The 19,622-nt window shown below is 56.2% G+C and carries 18 protein-coding genes; 9 read left to right on the forward strand and 9 right to left on the reverse strand.

From position 1 onward, the window contains the following. Positions 1–5: 5 nt before the first annotated feature. Entirely contained in the window at positions 6–2,180 is a 2,175-nt protein-coding gene (locus AZE99_RS04575; protein WP_067198447.1) for a PQQ-dependent dehydrogenase, methanol/ethanol family, read from the reverse strand. After that, positions 2,177–3,034: a hypothetical protein gene (locus AZE99_RS04580; RefSeq protein WP_067203274.1), complete on the reverse strand. Its 858-nt coding sequence runs from the start codon at positions 3,032–3,034 to the stop codon at positions 2,177–2,179. Before AZE99_RS04580 ends, AZE99_RS04575 begins: the two co-directional genes overlap by 4 nt. An 82-nt stretch (positions 3,035–3,116) precedes the next feature. Between AZE99_RS04580 and AZE99_RS04585 the strand changes: the two genes are divergently transcribed. Together AZE99_RS04585 and AZE99_RS04590 are read left to right on the forward strand one after the other, a co-directional pair. After that, positions 3,117–3,506 (forward strand): nuclear transport factor 2 family protein, encoded by a 390-nt coding sequence (locus tag AZE99_RS04585; RefSeq protein ID WP_067198449.1) that lies wholly within the window; start codon positions 3,117–3,119, stop codon positions 3,504–3,506. Between the two features lie 2 nt (positions 3,507–3,508). Beyond that, the gene (locus AZE99_RS04590) at positions 3,509–4,246 is read left to right on the forward strand and encodes an SDR family oxidoreductase (protein ID WP_067198450.1); all 738 of its coding nucleotides are present in this window, start codon (positions 3,509–3,511) and stop codon (positions 4,244–4,246) included. On the opposite strand, the gene folD is transcribed toward AZE99_RS04590, so the two are convergent. The 5 genes from folD to AZE99_RS04615 form a co-directional block, all read right to left on the reverse strand. Further along, positions 4,243–5,115, reverse strand: coding sequence for a bifunctional methylenetetrahydrofolate dehydrogenase/methenyltetrahydrofolate cyclohydrolase FolD (folD, locus tag AZE99_RS04595; RefSeq protein ID WP_067198452.1), 873 nt, complete (start codon positions 5,113–5,115; stop codon positions 4,243–4,245). The genes AZE99_RS04590 and folD overlap by 4 nt on opposite strands. A gap of 85 nt (positions 5,116–5,200) precedes the next feature. Then, on the reverse strand, positions 5,201–5,548 hold the full coding sequence (locus AZE99_RS04600; RefSeq protein WP_067198454.1) for a hypothetical protein: 348 nt from the start codon (positions 5,546–5,548) through the stop codon (positions 5,201–5,203). Next, positions 5,545–5,973 carry a c-type cytochrome gene (locus AZE99_RS04605; protein WP_067198455.1) on the reverse strand — a complete coding sequence of 143 codons (429 nt, stop codon included), beginning with the start codon at positions 5,971–5,973 and terminating at the stop codon, positions 5,545–5,547. The genes AZE99_RS04600 and AZE99_RS04605 overlap by 4 nt, the downstream gene beginning before the upstream one ends. Then, the gene (locus tag AZE99_RS04610; RefSeq protein ID WP_067198457.1) at positions 5,970–7,547 is read right to left on the reverse strand and encodes an FAD-binding oxidoreductase; all 1,578 of its coding nucleotides are present in this window, start codon (positions 7,545–7,547) and stop codon (positions 5,970–5,972) included. Before AZE99_RS04610 ends, AZE99_RS04605 begins: the two co-directional genes overlap by 4 nt. Before the next feature lie 151 nt (positions 7,548–7,698). Then, positions 7,699–10,155, reverse strand: coding sequence for a TonB-dependent receptor (locus tag AZE99_RS04615; RefSeq protein WP_067198459.1), 2,457 nt, complete (start codon positions 10,153–10,155; stop codon positions 7,699–7,701). Between the two features lie 171 nt (positions 10,156–10,326). Here AZE99_RS04615 and AZE99_RS04620 point away from each other — a divergent pair, with 171 nt between their 5' ends. Then, positions 10,327–10,818 carry a MarR family winged helix-turn-helix transcriptional regulator gene (locus AZE99_RS04620; protein WP_067198460.1) on the forward strand — a complete coding sequence of 164 codons (492 nt, stop codon included), beginning with the start codon at positions 10,327–10,329 and terminating at the stop codon, positions 10,816–10,818. Between the two features lie 58 nt (positions 10,819–10,876). Here the strand turns inward: AZE99_RS04620 and AZE99_RS04625 are convergent, their stop codons facing one another. Then, complete coding sequence (locus tag AZE99_RS04625; protein WP_067198462.1) at positions 10,877–12,013, reverse strand: amidohydrolase family protein; 1,137 nt, start codon at positions 12,011–12,013, stop codon at positions 10,877–10,879. Then, positions 12,010–12,711 carry a nuclear transport factor 2 family protein gene (locus tag AZE99_RS04630; RefSeq protein ID WP_067198464.1) on the reverse strand — a complete coding sequence of 234 codons (702 nt, stop codon included), beginning with the start codon at positions 12,709–12,711 and terminating at the stop codon, positions 12,010–12,012. The genes AZE99_RS04625 and AZE99_RS04630 overlap by 4 nt, the downstream gene beginning before the upstream one ends. Positions 12,712–12,781: 70 nt before the next feature. Here AZE99_RS04630 and AZE99_RS04635 point away from each other — a divergent pair, with 70 nt between their 5' ends. The 6 genes from AZE99_RS04635 (at position 12,782) to AZE99_RS04660 (ending at position 19,572) form a co-directional block, all read left to right on the forward strand. Beyond that, on the forward strand, positions 12,782–13,684 hold the full coding sequence (locus tag AZE99_RS04635) for an SDR family NAD(P)-dependent oxidoreductase (RefSeq protein WP_067198465.1): 903 nt from the start codon (positions 12,782–12,784) through the stop codon (positions 13,682–13,684). Positions 13,685–13,703: 19 nt separating this feature from the next. Beyond that, the gene (locus AZE99_RS04640) at positions 13,704–15,179 is read left to right on the forward strand and encodes an aldehyde dehydrogenase (RefSeq protein ID WP_067198467.1); all 1,476 of its coding nucleotides are present in this window, start codon (positions 13,704–13,706) and stop codon (positions 15,177–15,179) included. Between the two features lie 61 nt (positions 15,180–15,240). Next, positions 15,241–16,014 (forward strand): glutathione S-transferase family protein, encoded by a 774-nt coding sequence (locus AZE99_RS04645; RefSeq protein WP_067198469.1) that lies wholly within the window; start codon positions 15,241–15,243, stop codon positions 16,012–16,014. Further along, a complete protein-coding gene (locus tag AZE99_RS04650; RefSeq protein ID WP_067198471.1) occupies positions 16,011–16,769 on the forward strand; it encodes a glutathione S-transferase family protein in 759 nt (252 codons plus the stop codon). Before AZE99_RS04645 ends, AZE99_RS04650 begins: the two co-directional genes overlap by 4 nt. 23 nt (positions 16,770–16,792) lie before the next feature. Beyond that, positions 16,793–18,895 carry a PQQ-dependent dehydrogenase, methanol/ethanol family gene (locus AZE99_RS04655; RefSeq protein ID WP_067198473.1) on the forward strand — a complete coding sequence of 701 codons (2,103 nt, stop codon included), beginning with the start codon at positions 16,793–16,795 and terminating at the stop codon, positions 18,893–18,895. A 14-nt stretch (positions 18,896–18,909) separates the two neighbouring features. Next, a complete protein-coding gene (locus AZE99_RS04660) occupies positions 18,910–19,572 on the forward strand; it encodes a glutathione S-transferase family protein (protein WP_067198475.1) in 663 nt (220 codons plus the stop codon). Positions 19,573–19,622: the final 50 nt, after the last annotated feature.

Here is a 19,622-nt window from a genome sequence, read left to right on the forward strand (position 1 = left end):
TTGGGCTAATAGTTGGACAATATCGCCAGGCTAGGAGCATCAAGCGGCACGCCCGCCTTCTTTTTGGCCAGCTCTTCCTTGCGTGTCTTTCCCTGCAGATCGATCAGATAGGCGTGGATTGCACCGACATCCTGAGGCGAGAGATGGTCATCCCATTTCGGCATGCCATTGGGTAACAGCAGTCCCTCCAGCACAATCTTGTCGAACACATCATGGGTGGCCGGCTGCATCCGGCGCAGATCAGGGGTGATCGAACGCGGCTGGTTGGAATGGCACAAGACGCAATTGCCGAAAAACAGGCCCTGACCCTTGGCGATCGTCGCCGCAGTCACACCGGGCTTCTGAGCAGGAGGTGCGTCCGCTACTTCCAGCGGCGGCAATTCATCCGGAATATCGACAGGTCCGCCGCCCAGCTTGAACACCAATAGGCGGCCCATATTGCCGCGCTTATAGGCTGCCGCATAGCTGGGCACATAAGGAAAGCCGCCGCCACCCCAGGCCGCCATCACCGCGACATATTGCACCCCGTCGACGCGGTAGGTCATCGGCGCGGCAAGGATGGTGGTTCCGGTTTCGATGGTTTTCAAAAGCTTGCCATCTGCCTTGTCAAAGACGCGCATCTGTCCGGCGAGATTGCCCTGGAACAACAGGCCGGATGCGGTCGTCAGCACGCCGCCGCGATCCTGCCAGCCTTCCATTGGCACCGCCCATTTGGTCTTGCCGGTTAACGGATCAATGGCGCGCAATTCCGATGAATATGGCTTGCGCTTTGCCTCGGCAAAAGCGGGTAGCGCCGCCACCGCAGCTGCGACGGGCGGTGGCAATGTGGGCAGGGCGGCCTCGATATCGGACGTGAAGATCAGCGCTGCATCATTGTTGAGCATCTTGGCCTTGAACGGCTTCTGCCCGGGCGTCATGAACAGCAAATTGCCCATATCCTGCACCGGGGCATAATAGAGGCCGGTTTCCGGATCATAGCTACCCGGATGCCAGTTTCGCGCGCCAGGCGTTGCCGGGAACACGATTTTCGGTCCCCTGGAGTAATCCGCAGCCTCGGGGTTCGGTATCGGTTTGCCGGTCTCCGGATCAATGCCCTTGTTCCAGTTCTGCCGGACAATGGCATTGGCTTTCAGCAGCTTGCCGTCGCGCCGGTCGATTATATAGAGAAATCCGTTCTTCGGCGCATGGATCACAACCGGCCGTTCTTCGCCGTCGATCTTCATGTCCGTCAGGATCATCGGCTGGGTCGAGGTGAAATCCCAGTCATCATTGGGGGTTTCCTGATAATACCATTTGACCCGACCGGTCTTCGCATCGAGCGCAACGATGGAAGCGAGGTACAGCTGGTCGCCGCCTTTGGGCGAGCGTTTCTGGCTATGATAGGGGCCGCCATTGCCGGTGCCGACCAGCACATAGCCGGTTTGCGGATCATAGTTGATCGCATCCCATGGGGTGCCGCCGCCGCCGATATCCCAGCGGCTGTCGGGATCCCAGGTCTTGACCGCCGCTTCCAGATCGGGATGGTCCTGCGGCCCCAGTTTGGGATCGCGCGGCACGGTGTGGAAGCGCCAGACGAGCTTGCCGCTGTCCAGATCATAAGCGCTGACATAGCCGCGCACATCATATTCGGCGCCGCCATTGCCGATCACCACAACATCGCCAGCGACTTCTGGCGCGCCCGTAGAATTGACGCCGCGAGCGGGGTCATCAACCGTGTCGGCTTGCCAGACTATTTCACCGGTCTTCGCATCAAGCGCGTACAATTGGGCATCAAGCGCGGCGACATAGACTTTGCCATTGGCGACAGCGACACCTCTATTGGCCATGTCGCAGCAAACTGTCCGGTTGACCTGCATGTCCACCTCCGGTTCGAAACGCCACAATTCCGCCCCGGTTGCCGCGTTGAATGCATAGGCCCGGCCAGCCACGCCGGATGTGTACATGATCCCGTCAATGACGACCGGTGTCGCTTCCAGAACGCGATTGGTGCCGAGATCCGCAGACCAGGCGAGACCGAGAGTTTCGACATTTTCCCGGTTAATGTCGGTCAGCGATGAATGATGGGATTTGCCGATGTCGCCTCCCGTCGTCACCCAGTCATCGGCGCTGGTTTCGGTTCCGTCCGGCTGGCCCGAGCAACTTGCCAATAGCAGCAGAAAAGCAGCGGCAAATTTCCTCATAACGCATCCCAGGGACTGGGCATATGGTAAGGCACGGTGATGAAATTGGCTTCGATCTGGCAGATCATCCCGTGGTCGATTTTGAAAATCTCCGCCAGATAGAAGCTGTGCGGACGGCGGATGAAGCTCTCGACCCATTTGCCATTGGTCAGCTGGTAGCGATCCAGCGCCCCGCAATGGTCGATAAAGCCATGGGCCATGACGATGCCGCGCTCCTCGTCAATCAGCGGGAACCGCCGGGCCCGCAACCGGTCATCATAGCGGTAGAAGCCCAATCGGAACTGTTCTTCACAACCCATTCCGGTGGTCGGAATGATCCCGGCATTTTCCGGAGCGTTTGTGCTCTGGAAACCATTTTCGACGCGGTTGCAATCGGGATGGAATCTGGTGTGGATTTCGCCATCATTCAGTTCGAGCGTTTCGAAATAGCCGTTGGAAAGGCGCTCCATTTCTGCACGGGACGAAGGGGCTTGGGCATTCGCCTCGAGAATCGGCTTGGTATAGAATTGCGGGTTGGGCAGGACCAGCCCGCTATCAGAATTGCGGACGATGACCATCTCGCTTTCCGACACCTTGCCATCATCATCGACCTTCAGGCGCAGGCTGAATGCCGATTCCTCCATCGGCTCGACTATGGTGCCGAAATATCCGATCCCGCCGGTTTGGCTATCGGCAAAGCGCAGCTGATATTCACCCAGACGGTCGATCGTTTGCCAGACTCCGTCACCGCGTTCGAGCATGACATTATTTTCCGATGTCAGCGGATGGTCGGACCAGTTGACGGCAGAGGCATCGCCTTTATCCAGCGCGTGCAGATAGTCATCAAGCACCTGATAGAGCGCATTCCGGTCCATTTTCATCCTCTCGTATTTTCTGAATTCCACCTTGCATATTCTAACAATTGTTACAATAGTCAAAGGCAGGAGGAGGAGCAAAATGGCGTATAGCGAACAGGAAAAGGCAAATCTCGATCGGGTGCTGGCAATGTACCAGGAGGTGCTTGTCGCGATGAACCCCGATGCCGTCGATGATCATCTTCCTCCCCATTATATCCAGCATAGCCTGCTCGCTGCGCCCGGACTGGAGCCGCTAAAACAATTTCTGGCAAAAGTTCGCGAGGAGAGCCCGGACGCGAAGCAAACGATCCACCAGAGCTTTGCCGATGACGATCATGTCATCGTCCATGTCCATGTAGAACGCTGGCCCGATGATCCGGGCTTGGCGGTAGTTGACATATTCCGTTGCGAAAATGACGAAATTGTCGAGCATTGGGACGTAATTCAGGAAATTCCGGCACAATCCGTCCATAAAAACGGGATATTCTGACCATGCGTTTCACTGGCAAATCGGTCGTCGTTCTGGGCGGCAATAGCGGTATCGGGCTGGCCGCTGCCAGGGCCTTTCAGGCGGAAGGCGCAGCGGTCGCGATCACCGGGCGCAATCAGCAAACACTGGACGCCGTCAGCGCCGAAACCGGCATGCTGGCGGTGCAATCAGACGTTAGCAATGTTGCGGATACAAAGGCAGCGCTCGCAACAATTGCTGCGCAACATGGCGGCATCGACATATTGTTCGCCAATGCCGGGGTCGGCGGTTTTGCAACAATCCCCGAAGTCACAGAGGAATTCTGGGACGGCGTCCATTCGGTCAATCTGCGCGGCATGTTTTTTGCGCTGCAAAATGCGCTGCCGCACATAGCGGACGGCGGCAATATCGTGGTCACGGGATCCATTGGATCGGTGATGGCGCTGCCCGGCAATGCGACATACGCCGCTGCGAAGGCGGGACTGCGCGCAGTGGCCCGGATATTTGCGACCGAGCTTTTGCCACGGAAAATTCGCGTCAATATGGTCTCGCCCGGTCCAACCGAGACGCCGATCGTTCACCGCGATACCAGCGCCGAAGACGCGGAAGCCTTGCTCGCCATCATGCGCGAGGCCGTGCCGATGAAACGGATGGGCGAGGCGGATGAAATCGCCAAGGCGGCGCTATTTCTGGCATCGGATGACGCCAGTTTCATCAATGGCGTTGACCTGTTTGTCGATGGCGGCTGCGTCGAGCTTTAGGCGAGTTCCAGGCCCTCGAATATCGCTTTATGCTCGGCGGACTTGATCGTATTTTCCAGCAGCATGGTCACGGTCATCGGACCGACGCCGCCCGGGACCGGCGTGATCGCCGAGGCTTTCTTGGAGACACCTTCGAAATCGACATCGCCGGCGATCGAGCCGTCGGCGAGCCGGTTTATGCCGACGTCAATGACCACGGCGCCATGTTTGACCATCTGCGGCACGATCAGATTGGGGACCCCCGCAGCGACGATCAATATGTCGGCCAATATGGTGAACTGGGCCAGGTCGCGGGTCTTGGCATGGCAAATTGAAACGGTCGCGTCGCGCGCCATCAGCATCAGCGCCATCGGCTTGCCGACAATATTGCTGGCACCGACGATGACGACATTCTGTCCCTCGATCGGGATATTCTCGTGCTCGAGCAGCTTCACGACACCAAAGGGAGTGCAGGGCGAGAATACAGTATTGCCGGTGACCAGCCCGCCGACATTGTAAAGGTGGAAGCCGTCGACATCTTTTTCCACCGCAATGGTTTCCAATACTTGCGCCATATCGATCTGCGGGGGCAGGGGGAGCTGAACCAATATGCCGTGAACCTCGGGATTGGCGTTCAGTTCGACGATCCGGCCGAGCAGTTCGGCATTGCTGATCGATTCCGGCAGATGTTGGGCGAAGGATTTTATGCCAACGGCTTCGCAAGCCTTTACCTTGCGGCCGACATAGACCGCCGATGCCGGATCGTCACCGATCAGCAGCACCGCAAGACCCGGCGTTACGCTATGTTCCTTCAACGCGGCGACGCGCTCGGCAAAACCTTTGCGCATGGCGGCAGCAAGGCTGCGGCCGTCAATAATCTTGGCAGTCATAACAGCTCCTAAATAGTAAGTAATACATACAATATAGGAGGCGAAGGTCAAACCTAATTTGGGGCGGATTCACGCCTATAACTATTTACCGCATTTCCCAGAAAAACAGTCCGTCCTGCAGTGTCTCGACGGTCAGCCTTTTGCCATGTTCCTCGAGGAAACCACGCGCCAGGACGAAGTCGCTCCAGCCGGTCATGCCGGCAATTTTCCTGCTTTCTGTACCGGAACGCAAATTGCGCCAGAAGTTCGCGTCTTCATGGGCGATATCGATTTTGTGTGCAAAGCGCGCGTTGGCGAAACCTGCGCTAACCGGGTGACGGCTGTCAAAGATGATCAAGTCCGCCGACCGGGACGCGAGCGCCGTGGTGGAACCGGCCGACACGGCAGCGACGGCGATCCCGCTTTTCAGGACATTGCGCCGGGAGATGCTCATTGGTCGGCCTTCGCAAGATATTTGGCGATTGCGTCCAGTTCGGCATCGGTTGCTTCTACCCGGGAAATTCGCGGCATCGCCATCTTGCCATCCCGAACCACGGCCTTTATATAATCAGCGGTCAGATCGGTCCGGTTGGTCAACAGGCCCGTTTCCGGTGGCTCGCCCGCTTTCATCCTTTGTACTGTCAACAGATTGGTCCCCATTCCGCCGGCAAGGTGGCAGGAGCCGCAGCGATTGGAAAACAGATCCGCACCGCTTTTGCCGGCAGTCAGCCTGTCACCCGGCGGCAGCTCTGCTCGCATCTGATAGGGTGGGGGAGGCGGCGGGCCGCCTTCCTGGCCGTTGGCGATCTGTTGGGTATCCGTCGCGCCGGAACCGCAAGCGGTCAACAGGGCAAGAGCCGCGAGACCAAGCCGTCTCATGTCTTGTCTCCTTCGGCATGGTCTCGATAGGCCGCTGGCCATACACCCTGTTTTCCGGGTGCCAATATGCCGTTGGGATCAATCGCATCTTTCAGTTTTTCATTCAAACGGCGTTGGGCACCATCGTTGAAATCATAGGTTTTATTGACCTCGTCCATCCAGCCGATATGGGTGCGATATTCGCCATAGCCCGCTTTGGCGGTGTCGCGGATCAGGGCATTGAACATCGTGCGGATATTCCTGACCTGCTCCGGCTTGTCACGATCATACATCAGCATGTTGATATTGGTCGCGAACCGCCCGCCAATGGTGAAGCTGGCATAGAAATCGACATCATGGTCGGCGATGATCTTGCGGCTGCGTTTCAACTGGCCCAGCACATGTTTGGAGGTCGCCGGCACGACCGGTGAAAAGCCCATATGCGCACCGCGGCCACCAACCCAGTCGCCCATTTGCAGCGCAATTGCCGATGGCATGCCCATGGTCGGATCATATTGATTGATCGGGTCGCCCTGTTTCCACCAGACTTCCATCGGCGGCGTATCGATATGGCGCTTGAACGCCTTTTTGACGATGTCCGCCTTGGCCTTATTGAGCGTCTCGTCGCCGTAGAAGCGGATCTGCACCTGCCAGTAACCGAGCTTATGCTCCTTCAGCAATTCCTGCACACGCCATTCCGGCATCGCGCTTTCCTTGTCCCAGAAATCATTGCGTTGCCCCTTGAGCACAATTTTCCCGAGCCATGACGGAATGAAAACATTCTGTTCGATGACACCGGCTGTCTTGAGCGGCGTAATCGTGTCAACAACCCAGCCGATATCTTCCTCGTTCGGAATATCATAGGTCAGTTGCAGAGACGTTTCCGGTGCTGGCTGCAGCCAGACGCCTGCCTTGGTCACGACGCCCATGTTGGACTGGGTGAACATATGGGTCCAGTCGGGACCATAGCTGAGCGGGAAAAGATGCCAGCTGTGATTATTTTCCATCGCTCCCATGCCGGTGCGCATGACTTCGCCATCGGGTAGCACGGCTTCGATCCCGCAGAGATTGCGCGCATGCTGGCCATAAGGCGTATAGCCCATCCCGTGATCAAGCGCATTGCCGAGGACGGATCCCCAGGCATTGCCGGGAACCGACATCCACAACGGCGCCTTTTCACGCTGGATATGCTCATAGAGATCGAAGAAACTGACACCGGGCTCGATCACGCAATAGCCTAGCTCGGTGTTGAGCTCTTCGATTTTCAGCATCCGGCTCAGGTCCAGCACGATCGAACCGGGCAGGCGCGGCGCGGCTGTGCCATAGCCCAGGTTTTTCCCGCGAGAGACGGGCCAGAGAGGGGTCTTATACTCATTGGCAATGCGGATGATCGCCTGAATTTCTTCGCGCGTCTGCGGCGCTACCGCAGCTGAAGCGGGCCATTCACTTTCCGGGCCGGGTGCGTAAATGTCGGAATAGGCGTCACGATCCTGATCCGTGGAAAGCACCCAATCCTCGCCAACGACGGCAGCATAGGCTTTCAGCGCATTATCAAATTGCGCGGGCGACACCCGCGGCGGCAGTTTGAGTTCCAAGAAACCTCTCCAATCTTATTCTAACAATTGTTAGCATAGTTTCTCGAGTTTGCACAATGTTGATTTGGAGTAAGCCGGCCTCCGTCTGCCAAAAAAAAGGGCGACCCGAAGGCCGCCCAGATTGTTTTGGATCAAAAATGAATGTCGTAAATCAGAATTTCTTTTTGACCGTAAGAGCCCATTCGCGTGGTCTCGCTGGCAGTGCCTTGTCGAAACCGCCACCCGCGCCGAGCAGATTGAACCGGCTGAGGAAATAATATTCATTGGTGATATTCGTAACCTCCAGTGAAATATCGAGATCTTCGTCAGCATTTCTCCAGGTCAGGCGTCCGTTGAGCGTGGTGAAGCTCGGCAGGAATGTTCTGCCGCGTGGTGTAACCGACGTATCTGGTCCGGTATATTGCTTGGCCTGATAAGTGAAATCCAGGCGCGGTGTGATACTGCCGCTGTCCCCCAGTTCTGCCTTATATTGCATGCCGAGATTGGCCTTCCACTTTGGAACCGTTGGCGGATCACTTGGATCGACGCCGCCAGGATTGGTACCAAATGGTGGGATGGCAGCAGCCGGATTGAGACTGCCTTCCTTGAGCTTCTGGTCGATGTAGCTCACTGCACCATCAATCAACAAACCGTCTACCGGTTCCGCTGACAACTCCAGTTCAACGCCCTTGACCACTGCATCACCAGCATTGAACCGCGCGGCACAAGGTGCGCCAGGGCAAGCATTTACCGGAATCTGCAGATCGGTATAGTCGTTGAGGAATACGGAGCCATTGAAGCGTAAGCGATTGTCGAGCAGATCGCTCTTGAACCCGACTTCATAGGCGGTGACCTTTTCCGGATTGAACGGGATCAACTGGTCCGCATTAAACGGCCGCGGATTCGTGCCGCCGCCCTTGAAGCCGGTTGAGACCGAGGCATAGCCAAGAAATGCATCCGAGAAGCGATAGTCGACCGCCACGCGATAATCGAGTCGATCCGCGCTATAATGTGCGGTGTTGCCGCTGAGTGCGCCAGGAGACCCGATCCCGTTTGCCGCGCCAACCGGATCAACAAACCGGTTTACGGTCCCGTCGAGATTGAGACGGAAATAAGTCTGATCCTTGGATTCATCTGTGTAGCGGACGCCAACGTTTATCGTCAGCAGATCGGTGACCTCCCACCCGACATTGGCAAAGACTGCCTTGGCTTCTGCGCTGGTCGGATCCGGCTGACGAAATTGCAGCGGAAAGACCGACACATAACGGATGTCCTGGAAAGAGTCATAGACCGAATCCTGCTCGAAATAATAGCCGCCGAGAGTCACGTTGACACCATCCGTCGGTTCCAGATTCAGACGCAGTTCCTGACTGAAGCTTTCGTTGGTGAGGAAGTTGCGGCCGAAATTTGTGTGGATCGGCGTCAGATCGTCATCGGTGAAGAACTCGGTATCAAACTCGCGATAACCGGTGATCGAAGTGAGCTGCATCCAGTCATTGAGTTCGATCTTCAGATTGGCAGAAACGCCCCAGCCGGTATATTTGCTCTGGTCGGTTCCGGACGTAGCGGAGAGAACGGTTCCGGCGGCACCCAGAGGATCAATGAAGACGCCCGGCGCCACTTCAAGTGCTGGCTGCCAGACAATGCCAGGCTGACCGGTTGTCGAATAGTTGCAGAACTTGCCGCAGATGAAATTATTGCTCAACGGCACGCCGTTGTTTGCTGTATTGGGAGCCGGCACCGGACCAGTGTTGAGCAGGACTTCACCAGCAATGGTGCGTTCGTCCTTCACATAGTCGGCGCTGACGGTCAGCTCGACGCGATCGCTGGGAGTCCACTGCATGATGCCGCGCAGTGCCTGATAGCCGATACCGCCCAGCTTGCTGACCACACAGTCGCCGCCGCCGGCATTGGTCGAGGGAATTCCACTGGTCGGGTTTTCGCATCCATAATCGATCCGATCGACATAACCGTCCTGTTCCTTGAACACGCCGGAGATGCGCATTGCGAGATTGTCGGTCAGGCCGAAATCTGCAGCAGCGCGAAGTCCAATGCGGTTGCGCGATCCGTAGGTCGCTTCCACAAATCCGCTATTATCGCCGGTTGGCTTGCGCGAGAAAAATTTGATGGCACCGCCGGCCGAGTTTCGACCGGTAAGCGTTCCCTGGGGGCCGCGCAGAATTTCTACCCGGTCGACGTCGAGCAAATCAAATATCGCGCCGGTCAGCTGAGGATAATAGACATCGTCGATATAGATGCCCACACCAGGTTCAAAAGCAGGGTTGAAATCATTTTGTCCAACACCGCGAATAGAAGCGGTAACCGAAGGTCCGAAAGAAGCGCCTTGCGGACGGATCGCGACATTCGGTGCAGTGTCGGCAACTTGCTGCAAATTGGTTTGACTTTTTGCCTCGATCATTTCTCCGGTAACCGCGGTAATCGCCAACGGAATGTCCTGCAGATTCTGTTCCCGAAACTGGGCTGTGACGACAATGATGTTTTTGCCTTCGTCGGCAGAATCATTGGCGTTCTGAGCCATCGCCGGTGCACTGGATAATGCGACGCCGATTATTGTAGCATATGACAATGTCTTGAATTGCGCGCGCCGTGGCTGTGTTACTTTTGACATAAGTTCATCCTCCCATTTCTTTACCCGAAAAGAGGCGTTTCTCGCCTTCTTGATTGTGTGTAATACATACAATTATCCAAACATCAAGATGCAAACAAATGTTAGGAAGAATTTTATCGAACTTTTCGTGAGCTGTGGCTTTTGAGTATCAAACAGATTAAGTTCATCTGTATGGAAAAAAAGGATGATTCCCAGGTCGCGTCGGATCAGGTCGAAATTCTTGTCGACTTATTGAAGGTCGCAACCAAAATCGGGCGGCCCATGCGCGATGGTGTCGCCGATCCGGAAGACGTCAGCGTGACAGAGCTTCGGATCCTTTTGGCATTGGGCGGAGAGGGGGCGCTAGCAGGAATAGATCTCGCCGAATTGATGGCAATGCAACCGATGAATGTCAGCAGGGCGCTGAACAGTCTCGAAGCCCTGGGTCTGGTTGAACTGACCGACAATGAAAATAACCGGCGCCGCAAGCCTTATCAGCTGAGCAAGGCTGGGCGCACCAAATTCAAGAAAATGAATGAAAGAATGTCGGAAGTGGCAACATTTGTTTTTGGTAAGCTGAACCAGTCGGAGCTTCGCCAGGTCGACAAAATATTGCGCAAAATTGAAGGCCGTCTGAACGAATGGGAATCGCCCCCCGAATTGCAGCATGTGCCGCGTGCCTGAATTTGCAATTCGCGATGTGGCCGTTCAGCTTCCGCGCATGATTCGGCTTTGTCGATAATCAGACACTCTTCGGCAGACGAAAAACATTTTCAGCATTTGTCTGCATCAGCATTTTCTTATGTTCTGCCGATATGCCGATATTGTCATAGACTGCGAGTTCATCTGACGATTGCTGATAGGGATAGTCCATCGCGTAAAGAACGCGCTCCGGTCCCATAACATCCATGCAGAATTTGATTGCCGGTTCCCACCCGACACCGCTCGTCGTGATCCAGATGTTATTGCGGAAATAGTGACTGACAGGATATTTTAGCGTCACCGCTGGCTGACCACCCCGAAAACCCGGGATGCCATCTGCATTGCTTTGCATCCAGTCAAAACGGTAAAGGTGCAGCGGCAGGCATTCACCCATGTGACCAATTACCAGCCGCAGTTTCGGATATTTGTCAAAGGCACCGGAAAAGATCAGACCCATAGTATGCAGCCAGACATCGTGCGGGAAGCCGCCGAGCGCTCCGAATAGTCCGCGATCCTTATAATGCTGCCCATTATAAGGGGCCGTAGGATGAATATAGAGCGCGGCGTCGAGTGCTTCCAATGCTTCCAATATCGGTTCGTAGGCCGGCTCGTCGAGATAGCGTCCCTGAAAATGGGAATTGAGCACCGCGCCGTTGAGGCCGAGCGTGGTATTCGCCCGTTCCAGTTCCTGCACCGATCCTTTCACATCGCGCGGATCAAAGGCGGCTAGGGCTGAAAATCTGTCGGGCCATCTGTTGCAGCTTTCTGCTGCCAGATCATTGGCTTGCCGAGCCAGGGCCGTGCCTTCACTCTCCCGCACGACTTGGACGCCGGGCGACGTCAGCAGCAGCAATTGCCGGTCAATGCCATATTCGTCCATATGGGCGATCCGGCCTTCCCCTATATCCTGCAACATACCTTGCAGTTTCGGCATGGAGGCGAACATGCCCGCCATCCCGAGAGAAGCGTCGTCCGGTCCTTCGCCGCTCTCCAGATAGTCCAGCTGTGCTTTTACCAGATCCGGAAAGGTCCACGCTTCCTCGGTGGCGATGCGTTTATATGGTGCATTGCGATCAACTTCACCGGCTGGCGGAGCCATGCCGATACGGGTGCGTATGCCGCGTTCTTCTGCATGGCCGCGCAGGCCTTTCTCGCTGCCGTCGGGTAGAAGCGTCATTGTTTGAGCTCCTGTCCCAACAGAAGAGCACCGAATTTGGGGTGAGCAAAATGCATCGGAACGTCCTGCCGACTCGGCCAGGTCTTGCGGATATCTTTTTCATCCAGCAGATAGTCGGGACCGATCGGATTGTCGGGATAGCATTCGGTCAGCGGCTGCAAATGGCTGACGGTCTTCGACCAGCCGGCTTCATAGTCGCCCTGCCATTGCATCATATAGTCGAGGCGTTTGATCTTCCAGACATCCCCTTCACGGACATAGTCATTTTCGTAAATGCCGGCTTCCATGAACTGCAGCGGCAGGCCTTCCGGTTTCCATTCGCGCGACTCGTGGCTACCGCCGAACAGCATGCCGCGGAAACGGCCCTTGGCGGTTTGCCGGTCAGGAGCAACGGTGATGATGTCCTGCATCTGGAAATGGTCGAGCAGAAATCCGTCGACTGGGCCTTCGCCGCCATTTTCGAGGAAAAGATTCTGGAACCAGGTGCCATAAAGCCGGAAAATACCTTCATGCCCTTTGAACACGCCGGAGAGAAAGGTGACTTCGCCATCTTCAGCAAATAATTGCGCGACATCGGCGGCCTTGTTGAAGTCAATATAATAGCCATAGGCCCAGTGAAGCCGGCGGATCGCATTGATATCCTCCAGTTCGCCAACACGGTTTTCCAGTTTCTCCAGACGCCCTTCAACATCAGACATTATCGACTCTCCTTGTTTTTATTTGTATGCAACACTAACAAATGATAGCGCAAAAGCGAGAGGAAATTTCATGGAATGGCGAGGTAAGACCGCATTCATTACGGGCGGGGTGTCGGGAATCGGCTTCGGCATTGCCCGGGCCTTCAGCAATGCCGGGATCAAGCTCGTTCTCTCCTATCGCAACGAAGATTATCGCGAGCAGGCCGAGCGCTGGTTCATTGATCAGGGGCGCGTAGCACCCCGATTTGTGAAGCTGGATGTCACCGACCGCCAGCGCTTTGCCGAGGTTGCCGAAGAAATTGGCGACATTCATATATTGGTGAACAATGCGGGGGTCAGCGTATTCGGTCCGACCGACGAAGCCAGCTATGCCGATTATGACTGGATCATGGGCGTCAATTTTGGCGGCACGGTCAATGGACTGGTCTCCTTGCTGCCGGGGATGAAGGCGCATGGCGAGGGTGGCCATGTCGTCAATGTCGCGAGCATGGCAGCGTTTTGCGCAGGACCGCAGGCAGGCATATATACGGCCAGCAAATTCGCGATACGTGGCTTGACCGAGAGCCTGCGATACAATCTGGCGCCTTATGATATCGGCGTCTCGCTAATGTGTCCGGGGCTTACCAATACCAATGCCTGGGATAGTGCGCTCAAGCGGCCGGCCGGATTCGCCGAAAGCGGCTTCGCTCCTCCTGACCGGGATGAGCTGGAGAATTTCGGCAAGGCCTTCGATCTGGGCATGGAGCCGCTGGAAGTGGGTGAAAAGACGTTGCGCGGAATCGTAGAAAATCGCAGTTTGATATTGACCCACCCGGATCATCGCGAGGATTTCGACGAAATATATCGCTGGATGGTTGATGCCCTGCCGGATGAACCGGTGCCCGAAGGCCGTGCCGAAATCGAGCGTCTGCGCCGGGAAGCCAATCGCGATGCCGAAGCGGGCATGCGTATTGGCCTGGATGATTTGACATGAACGAGAAGGAAATGACAGCATGACACCCGAAGGCGTTCTTATCAAAAATACCGACAAAATATGGATTGGCGGCGAATGGGTCCATGCTCATTCGAAACGCGAGATCGAGCTGGTGTCACCCAATAGTGAAGAAGTGATCGGTTCCGTCGCCGAGGCCGACGAAGCGGATATGGATGCAGCGGTCGCGGCGGCGCGCTTTGCTTTTGATGAAGGCCCCTGGAGCCGAATGCAGCCGCAAGAACGCATTGCGCTGCTCAAGAAAATGGCAGTACATCTGCACGGACGAACCGAGGAAATTGCGAAAGCGTGGACTTTGCAAATGGGCGGACTCGCCAGTTTCGCCGGACCAATGACCGGCGGTTCTACGATGAATTTCGACCAGATCATTGCCATGGCGGAGAAATTTGAATTTGTGGAGCAGCGGCCATCCCCGGTTGTTCACACCGCCTTGATTGCACATGAACCGGTCGGAGTCGTTGCCGCCATCGCTCCCTGGAACGGGCCCTATGGTATCATGCTCAACAAGGTCGCCTATGCGCTTGCCGCCGGCTGCACGTTGATCATGAAGCCGTCGCCGGAAACGCCGCTGGAGGCCTATATTATCGCCGAAGCCGCCGAAGCGGCAGGCCTTCCTGCCGGTGTTGTCAATCTCGTCTGCGGTCACCGCGATGCGAGCGATCATCTGGTTTGCAATCCGGGAGTCGACAAGGTCAGCTTTACCGGATCGACCATCGCCGGCAAGCGCATCGCCAGCGTCTGCGGTGAGAGAATTGCGCGCTGTACGCTGGAACTGGGCGGCAAGTCTGCCGCGATCATTGCCGATGACTTCGATATCGATGCAGCCGCGCAGATGCTGACCGGCACCATCACGATGATGAGCGGCCAGGTCTGCGCCATGCTCAGCCGCGTGCTCGTGCCAAAGGCTCGCCATGACCAACTGGCCGAGGCAATTGCCGGCGAAATGAAAAAGGTCGTGATCGGTCCATCGGACGATCCCGCAACACAGCTCGGCCCACTTGCCATGAAACGGCAGCTGGAGCGCGTCGAAATGTATATCGGGGAAGGCAGGAAAACCGCCGATCTTGTCACTGGAGGCGGACGGCCAAGCCATCTTAATCGCGGCTATTTCATCGAACCGACGCTTTTCGCCAATGTCGACAACGCATCGCGGATTGCACAGGAAGAGATTTTTGGTCCGGTGCTTTGCCTCATCCCCTTCGAGGATGAAGAGGATGCGATCCGCATAGCCAATGATTCCAGCTATGGATTGAACGGGTCGGTGCTGACCAATGATGTGGACACGGCCTACCGGATAGCGCGCCGGATCCGGACCGGTGCAGTCGGACAAAATGGTATGAGGATGGACTTTGGCCTTCCCTTTGGTGGCTTCAAACAGTCGGGCATCGGCCGCGAAGGCGGGATCGAAGGCTTGCTCGGCTATCTAGAAACCAAGACCATATTGCTCGATGGCACACCATCCAGCTTTTCGCCTTGACGGGTGGCTCGAGTATAGTAAGTAAAGCATACAAATAAACAGCCTTGGGAGAGGCCCCTATATGAACGATGTTACCCTTTACCATTGGGAACCCAATGCCAATTCGGGAAAACCGATGCTCGCATTGATGGAAAAAGACGTGGCCTTTGACAGCCACTATCTCGACCTCCTGAATTTTGATCAGCATGATCCGAAATATCTCGCGATAAATCCGCAGGGCACGATTCCGGCGATGACCCATGGCAAACTGGTGCTCACCGAATCGACCGCGATCATGGAATATGTCGACGAGGCTTTTGACGGCCCCCGCCTGATGCCAGAAGACGCGAAAGAACAATGGCGCATTCGTTGGTGGATGAAGTTCATGGACCAGTGGCTGGCACCCAGCTTCTCGATGTTCGGCTGGAAATTTTTCGTCGGGCCCAATGCGCGCGAACAGCGTGGTGAAGAAGAGCTGGAAGCCGCAATCAACCGCATTCCGCTACCCGAGCGTCAGGTGGCTTGGCGCAAGGCAGTCTACGGACTGTTCAGCGATGAGGAAATGGCCGAATCAGGGCGCCGCATTGGCGTGGGTATTCGCATGCTTGAGGACGAGCTGGGCAAAAGAGAATGGCTCGCCAGCGACAATTATAGCCTCGCCGATGTGAACGGCTTCAACCTGGCTTATGCGTTGCCCCTGTCGCAGCCGGAGCTTTCCAATGATGAACTGACGCCCAATATCATGCGCTGGTTGCGCGCAATCTATGCGCGCCCGGCAACGAAAGCCTGCTGGGCGATGGGCAAGACCGACATGGTGAAGCGTGTCGACATATTAGAGCAGGATTATATCGCATGAGCATGACCCTATATCACGGCCAGCCCAATGGTCCGTCGCTTACCGTATTGGCGGCATTGTTCGAAAAAGGCTTGGATGCCGACCTGCAATTTATTGATCTCGCGGCTGGTGAACGCCACGCCCAGCCTTGGGCCGGACAGACGGAAGTTGCGATGAGCATCGAAGGCGAAGGCCCGGTATTGCTGGTCGATGGCGAGGCAATGGCCGACAGCGTGTTTGTCGGCTGCTACCTTGATGACATCGGCAGCGGGCCGTTGCTGCGCCCGACTGACCCTTATGCTCGCTGGCAGGTAATGATGTGGTGCCGCCAGATGATCGAACGGCTGGCACCGGCTGCGGGTTATCTCGGTATCCATGAAGCGTCGGCACCGGACATCAGCGATGACGTGCTGGCCGCGATCCAAAGCGAAGACTTGCGCGCGCGCTGGGCGGATTGGCGCAGCGGCAAGTTCGAGGACGAAAAGCTTGAGGATTCGCGGGTCAAGGTGGCTCAGGCGGTCGAGAAATGCGAAGCCCAACTCGATGGCCGGGACTGGCTGTTCGGCGATTTTTCGCTGGCCGATCTGGAAACCTATGCCTGGCTTGCTGCTATGGCGGATATCGTGCCGGATGCCTTTGTCGACGCGCCTCGGACAGCGGACTGGCTGGCAAGGATGAAAGCACGGCCATCAATCGCGAAAGCGCTCGATCTGGCGACTACGGATAAGCCGGAAAAAGCCTGGGCCCCCGGCCCTGAAATAAATCGCTGGGGATAGAGCCGCGATCTTGGGAGAGACATATGCGAACGCCATTATTGTTGATATCTGCCGCGCTGGCACTGGCCGGTTGCGAGAAGGGCATGGATCTGGATGCGCCGGCTGCTATCACTGCGGAGAAGCTTGAGCAGGCTGCGACCAATGATCAGGACTGGTTGAGCTACGGCCGGACCTATGACGAGCAACGCCACTCTCCGCTGGCCAGGATCAACACCTCCAATGTCAAGGATCTGGGCCTCGCATGGTTCGCCGACATGGACACCGCGCGCGGACAGGAAGCGACGCCGATCGTTATTGACGGCAAGATTTATATCACCACCGCATGGTCGAAAGTGAAGGCTTATGATGCCGTAACCGGGAAGCCTCTATGGGAATATGATCCTGAAGTGCCCGGAGAAACGGCCGCGAATGCCTGTTGCGATGTCGTCAATCGCGGACTTGCGGCCTGGGGTGACCGGCTATATTTCGGTACTTTGGATGGCCGGCTTATCGCACTGGACCGGGCTACCGGCAAGCAAGTCTGGTCGAAGCTGACCGTTCCGGCAGGAGAACCTTATACGATCACCGGTGCGCCGCGGATCATCGACGGCAAGGTGATTATCGGAAATGGCGGCGCGGAAATGGGCGTGCGCGGTTATATCACCGCTTATGATGCGGAAGACGGCGAAGAGCTCTGGCGCTTCTATACTGTACCTGATCAGCCCGGCAAGAATACAGCAGCACATCTGAAAGCCGCCGAAGCGACCTGGAAAGGCAGGTGGTGGGAGCTTGGCGGCGGCGGAACCGTCTGGGATGCCATGGCTTATGATCCCGAGCTTGATCTGCTTTATATTGGTGTCGGCAATGGCTCTCCGTGGAACCAGTCTTATCGCTCACCCGGTGGCGGCGATAATCTCTATATCAGTTCCATCGTGGCCTTGCGTCCATCGACCGGTGAATATGTCTGGCATTATCAGACCACGCCGGGAGAAACCTGGGACTTTACTGCGACCCAGCATATCATGCTGGCCGATCTTGAGATCGACGGCAAGGCCCGCAAGATACTTATGCAGGCGCCGAAAAACGGCTTCTTCTATGTTCTCGACCGGGCGACCGGTGAATTGCTGTCGGCGAATAATTATGTCGCGACCAACTGGGCGACCGGCATCGATATGAAGACCGGTCGGCCAATCGAAAATCCGGAAGCGCGGATCGACCAGACGGGCAAGCCGTTTGTGGTGACGCCTGGCCCGGGTGGTGGGCATAATTGGCAACCCATGGCCTATAATCCAGAAGCCGGACTGGTCTATATCCCGGTACAGGAAGCAGCCTTTCCCTATATCCCGGAAGCGAACTGGAAAAGTGCTACCATCGGCTTCAACACCGGCATGGATTTTGCGGCTGGCGCCATGCCTGCTGACGCGAATATTCGCGCAGCCTCTCTGGCGGCAACCAAGGGGGCCTTGGTCGCCTGGGATCCGGTTGCACAAAAGGAGCGCTGGCGGGTGAAGTTTCAGGGACCGTGGAACGGTGGCCTCTTGTCGACAGCTGGCGGTCTGGTCTTTCAGGGCAATTCGGCTTCGAGATTTGCGGCCTATAATGCGGTAAGCGGCGAAATGCTGTGGGATACGCCGGTTCAGACCGGTATCATGGCACCGCCGGTCACCTATAGCGTGAATGGCGAACAATATGTCGCGGTGCTTGCAGGCTGGGGCGGTTCCTGGGCTTTGTCTCCTGGAATTTTCTCCGAGGTTGGCGGCCCGGTTCGCAATATCTCGCGGTTGCTGGTCTATAAATTGGGTGGCACAGCGAAGCTTCCTCCCGAGACTCCATTGTCGCGGCTCCCGATTGATCCGCCGGCTGAAAAAGGTACTGCCGATCAGATCTCTGCAGGTGGGCGTCTGTTTGGTCGCTTCTGCGGTGTTTGCCATGGCGATGCCGCATACGGCAGTACGCTGCTACCCGACCTGCGTCGCAGCGGATTATTGCACGACCCTGACAGCTGGAAAGCGGTCGTTTTCGACGGGATTCTCAAGGACAACGGCATGGTCAGTTTCAAGGAAGTAATATCTGCAGACCAGGCCGAAGCGATCAGGCATTATATCATCAGACGCGCCCACGAAGACAAAGCTCTGGGCGATAAATAGGACAGGAAAAGCACATGGGAATTACTCTATATACCGCCGCAACGCCAAATGGCTGGAAGGCATCTATCACGCTTGAAGAATTGGCATTGCCCTACGAACTCAAGACTATTTCCTTCGACGAGAATGAGCAGAAATCCGACTGGTATTTAAAGATCAATCCCAACGGCCGGATCCCGGCTCTGGTTGATGACGGCTTCCCCATTTTTGAATCGGGAGCGATCATGACTTATCTGGCGGAAAAAACCGGCAAGCTCATGCCGACAGACCTGAAGGGAAAGACCAAGGTCATGCAATGGCTGATGTTTCAGATGGGCGGTGTTGGGCCGATGATGGGTCAGGCCAATGTATTCTTCCGCTATTTCCCGGAGAAGATTCAACCGGCTATTGATCGCTACCAGCGTGAAACCCGGCGATTGCTGGAGGTGCTCGATGGTCATCTGGCCAATAATGAATATCTCGCGGACGACTATTCGATCGCCGATATTGCCAACTGGTCCTGGGTGCATTCCTATCAATGGTCCGGCGTAAACATCGAAGGTCTCGATCATCTGGCGCGCTGGATTGATCTCGTGGGTGCTCGTCCAGCAGTCCAGCGTGGCCGTGACATTCCGACACCGCGTGACCGGGCCGCCGAAGAGGCTGCTGCCGCAAAGACCGGCCCCCAAATGCTGTCATAACCAGATCATCGCAAGCTTTTATTGTATGCAAGGCAAACAATATTTGATAG

Source organism: Sphingorhabdus sp. M41, assembly GCF_001586275.1.
Lineage (GTDB): Bacteria > Pseudomonadota > Alphaproteobacteria > Sphingomonadales > Sphingomonadaceae > Parasphingorhabdus.

What these genes read in the sequence shown, in the direction of transcription:
- AZE99_RS04575 (WP_067198447.1), bottom strand. Translation starts at nt 2,180, where the DNA reads ATGAGGAAATTTGCCGCTGCTTTTCTGCTGCTATTGGCAAGTTGCTCG.
- AZE99_RS04580 (WP_067203274.1), bottom strand. Translation starts at nt 3,034, where the DNA reads ATGGACCGGAATGCGCTCTATCAGGTGCTTGATGACTATCTGCACGCG.
- AZE99_RS04585 (WP_067198449.1), top strand. Translation starts at nt 3,117, where the DNA reads ATGGCGTATAGCGAACAGGAAAAGGCAAATCTCGATCGGGTGCTGGCA.
- AZE99_RS04590 (WP_067198450.1), top strand. Translation starts at nt 3,509, where the DNA reads ATGCGTTTCACTGGCAAATCGGTCGTCGTTCTGGGCGGCAATAGCGGT.
- folD (WP_067198452.1), bottom strand. Translation starts at nt 5,115, where the DNA reads ATGACTGCCAAGATTATTGACGGCCGCAGCCTTGCTGCCGCCATGCGC.
- AZE99_RS04600 (WP_067198454.1), bottom strand. Translation starts at nt 5,548, where the DNA reads ATGAGCATCTCCCGGCGCAATGTCCTGAAAAGCGGGATCGCCGTCGCT.
- AZE99_RS04605 (WP_067198455.1), bottom strand. Translation starts at nt 5,973, where the DNA reads ATGAGACGGCTTGGTCTCGCGGCTCTTGCCCTGTTGACCGCTTGCGGT.
- AZE99_RS04615 (WP_067198459.1), bottom strand. Translation starts at nt 10,155, where the DNA reads ATGTCAAAAGTAACACAGCCACGGCGCGCGCAATTCAAGACATTGTCA.
- AZE99_RS04620 (WP_067198460.1), top strand. Translation starts at nt 10,327, where the DNA reads ATGGAAAAAAAGGATGATTCCCAGGTCGCGTCGGATCAGGTCGAAATT.
- AZE99_RS04625 (WP_067198462.1), bottom strand. Translation starts at nt 12,013, where the DNA reads ATGACGCTTCTACCCGACGGCAGCGAGAAAGGCCTGCGCGGCCATGCA.
- AZE99_RS04630 (WP_067198464.1), bottom strand. Translation starts at nt 12,711, where the DNA reads ATGTCTGATGTTGAAGGGCGTCTGGAGAAACTGGAAAACCGTGTTGGC.
- AZE99_RS04635 (WP_067198465.1), top strand. Translation starts at nt 12,782, where the DNA reads ATGGAATGGCGAGGTAAGACCGCATTCATTACGGGCGGGGTGTCGGGA.
- AZE99_RS04640 (WP_067198467.1), top strand. Translation starts at nt 13,704, where the DNA reads ATGACACCCGAAGGCGTTCTTATCAAAAATACCGACAAAATATGGATT.
- AZE99_RS04645 (WP_067198469.1), top strand. Translation starts at nt 15,241, where the DNA reads ATGAACGATGTTACCCTTTACCATTGGGAACCCAATGCCAATTCGGGA.
- AZE99_RS04650 (WP_067198471.1), top strand. Translation starts at nt 16,011, where the DNA reads ATGAGCATGACCCTATATCACGGCCAGCCCAATGGTCCGTCGCTTACC.
- AZE99_RS04655 (WP_067198473.1), top strand. Translation starts at nt 16,793, where the DNA reads ATGCGAACGCCATTATTGTTGATATCTGCCGCGCTGGCACTGGCCGGT.
- AZE99_RS04660 (WP_067198475.1), top strand. Translation starts at nt 18,910, where the DNA reads ATGGGAATTACTCTATATACCGCCGCAACGCCAAATGGCTGGAAGGCA.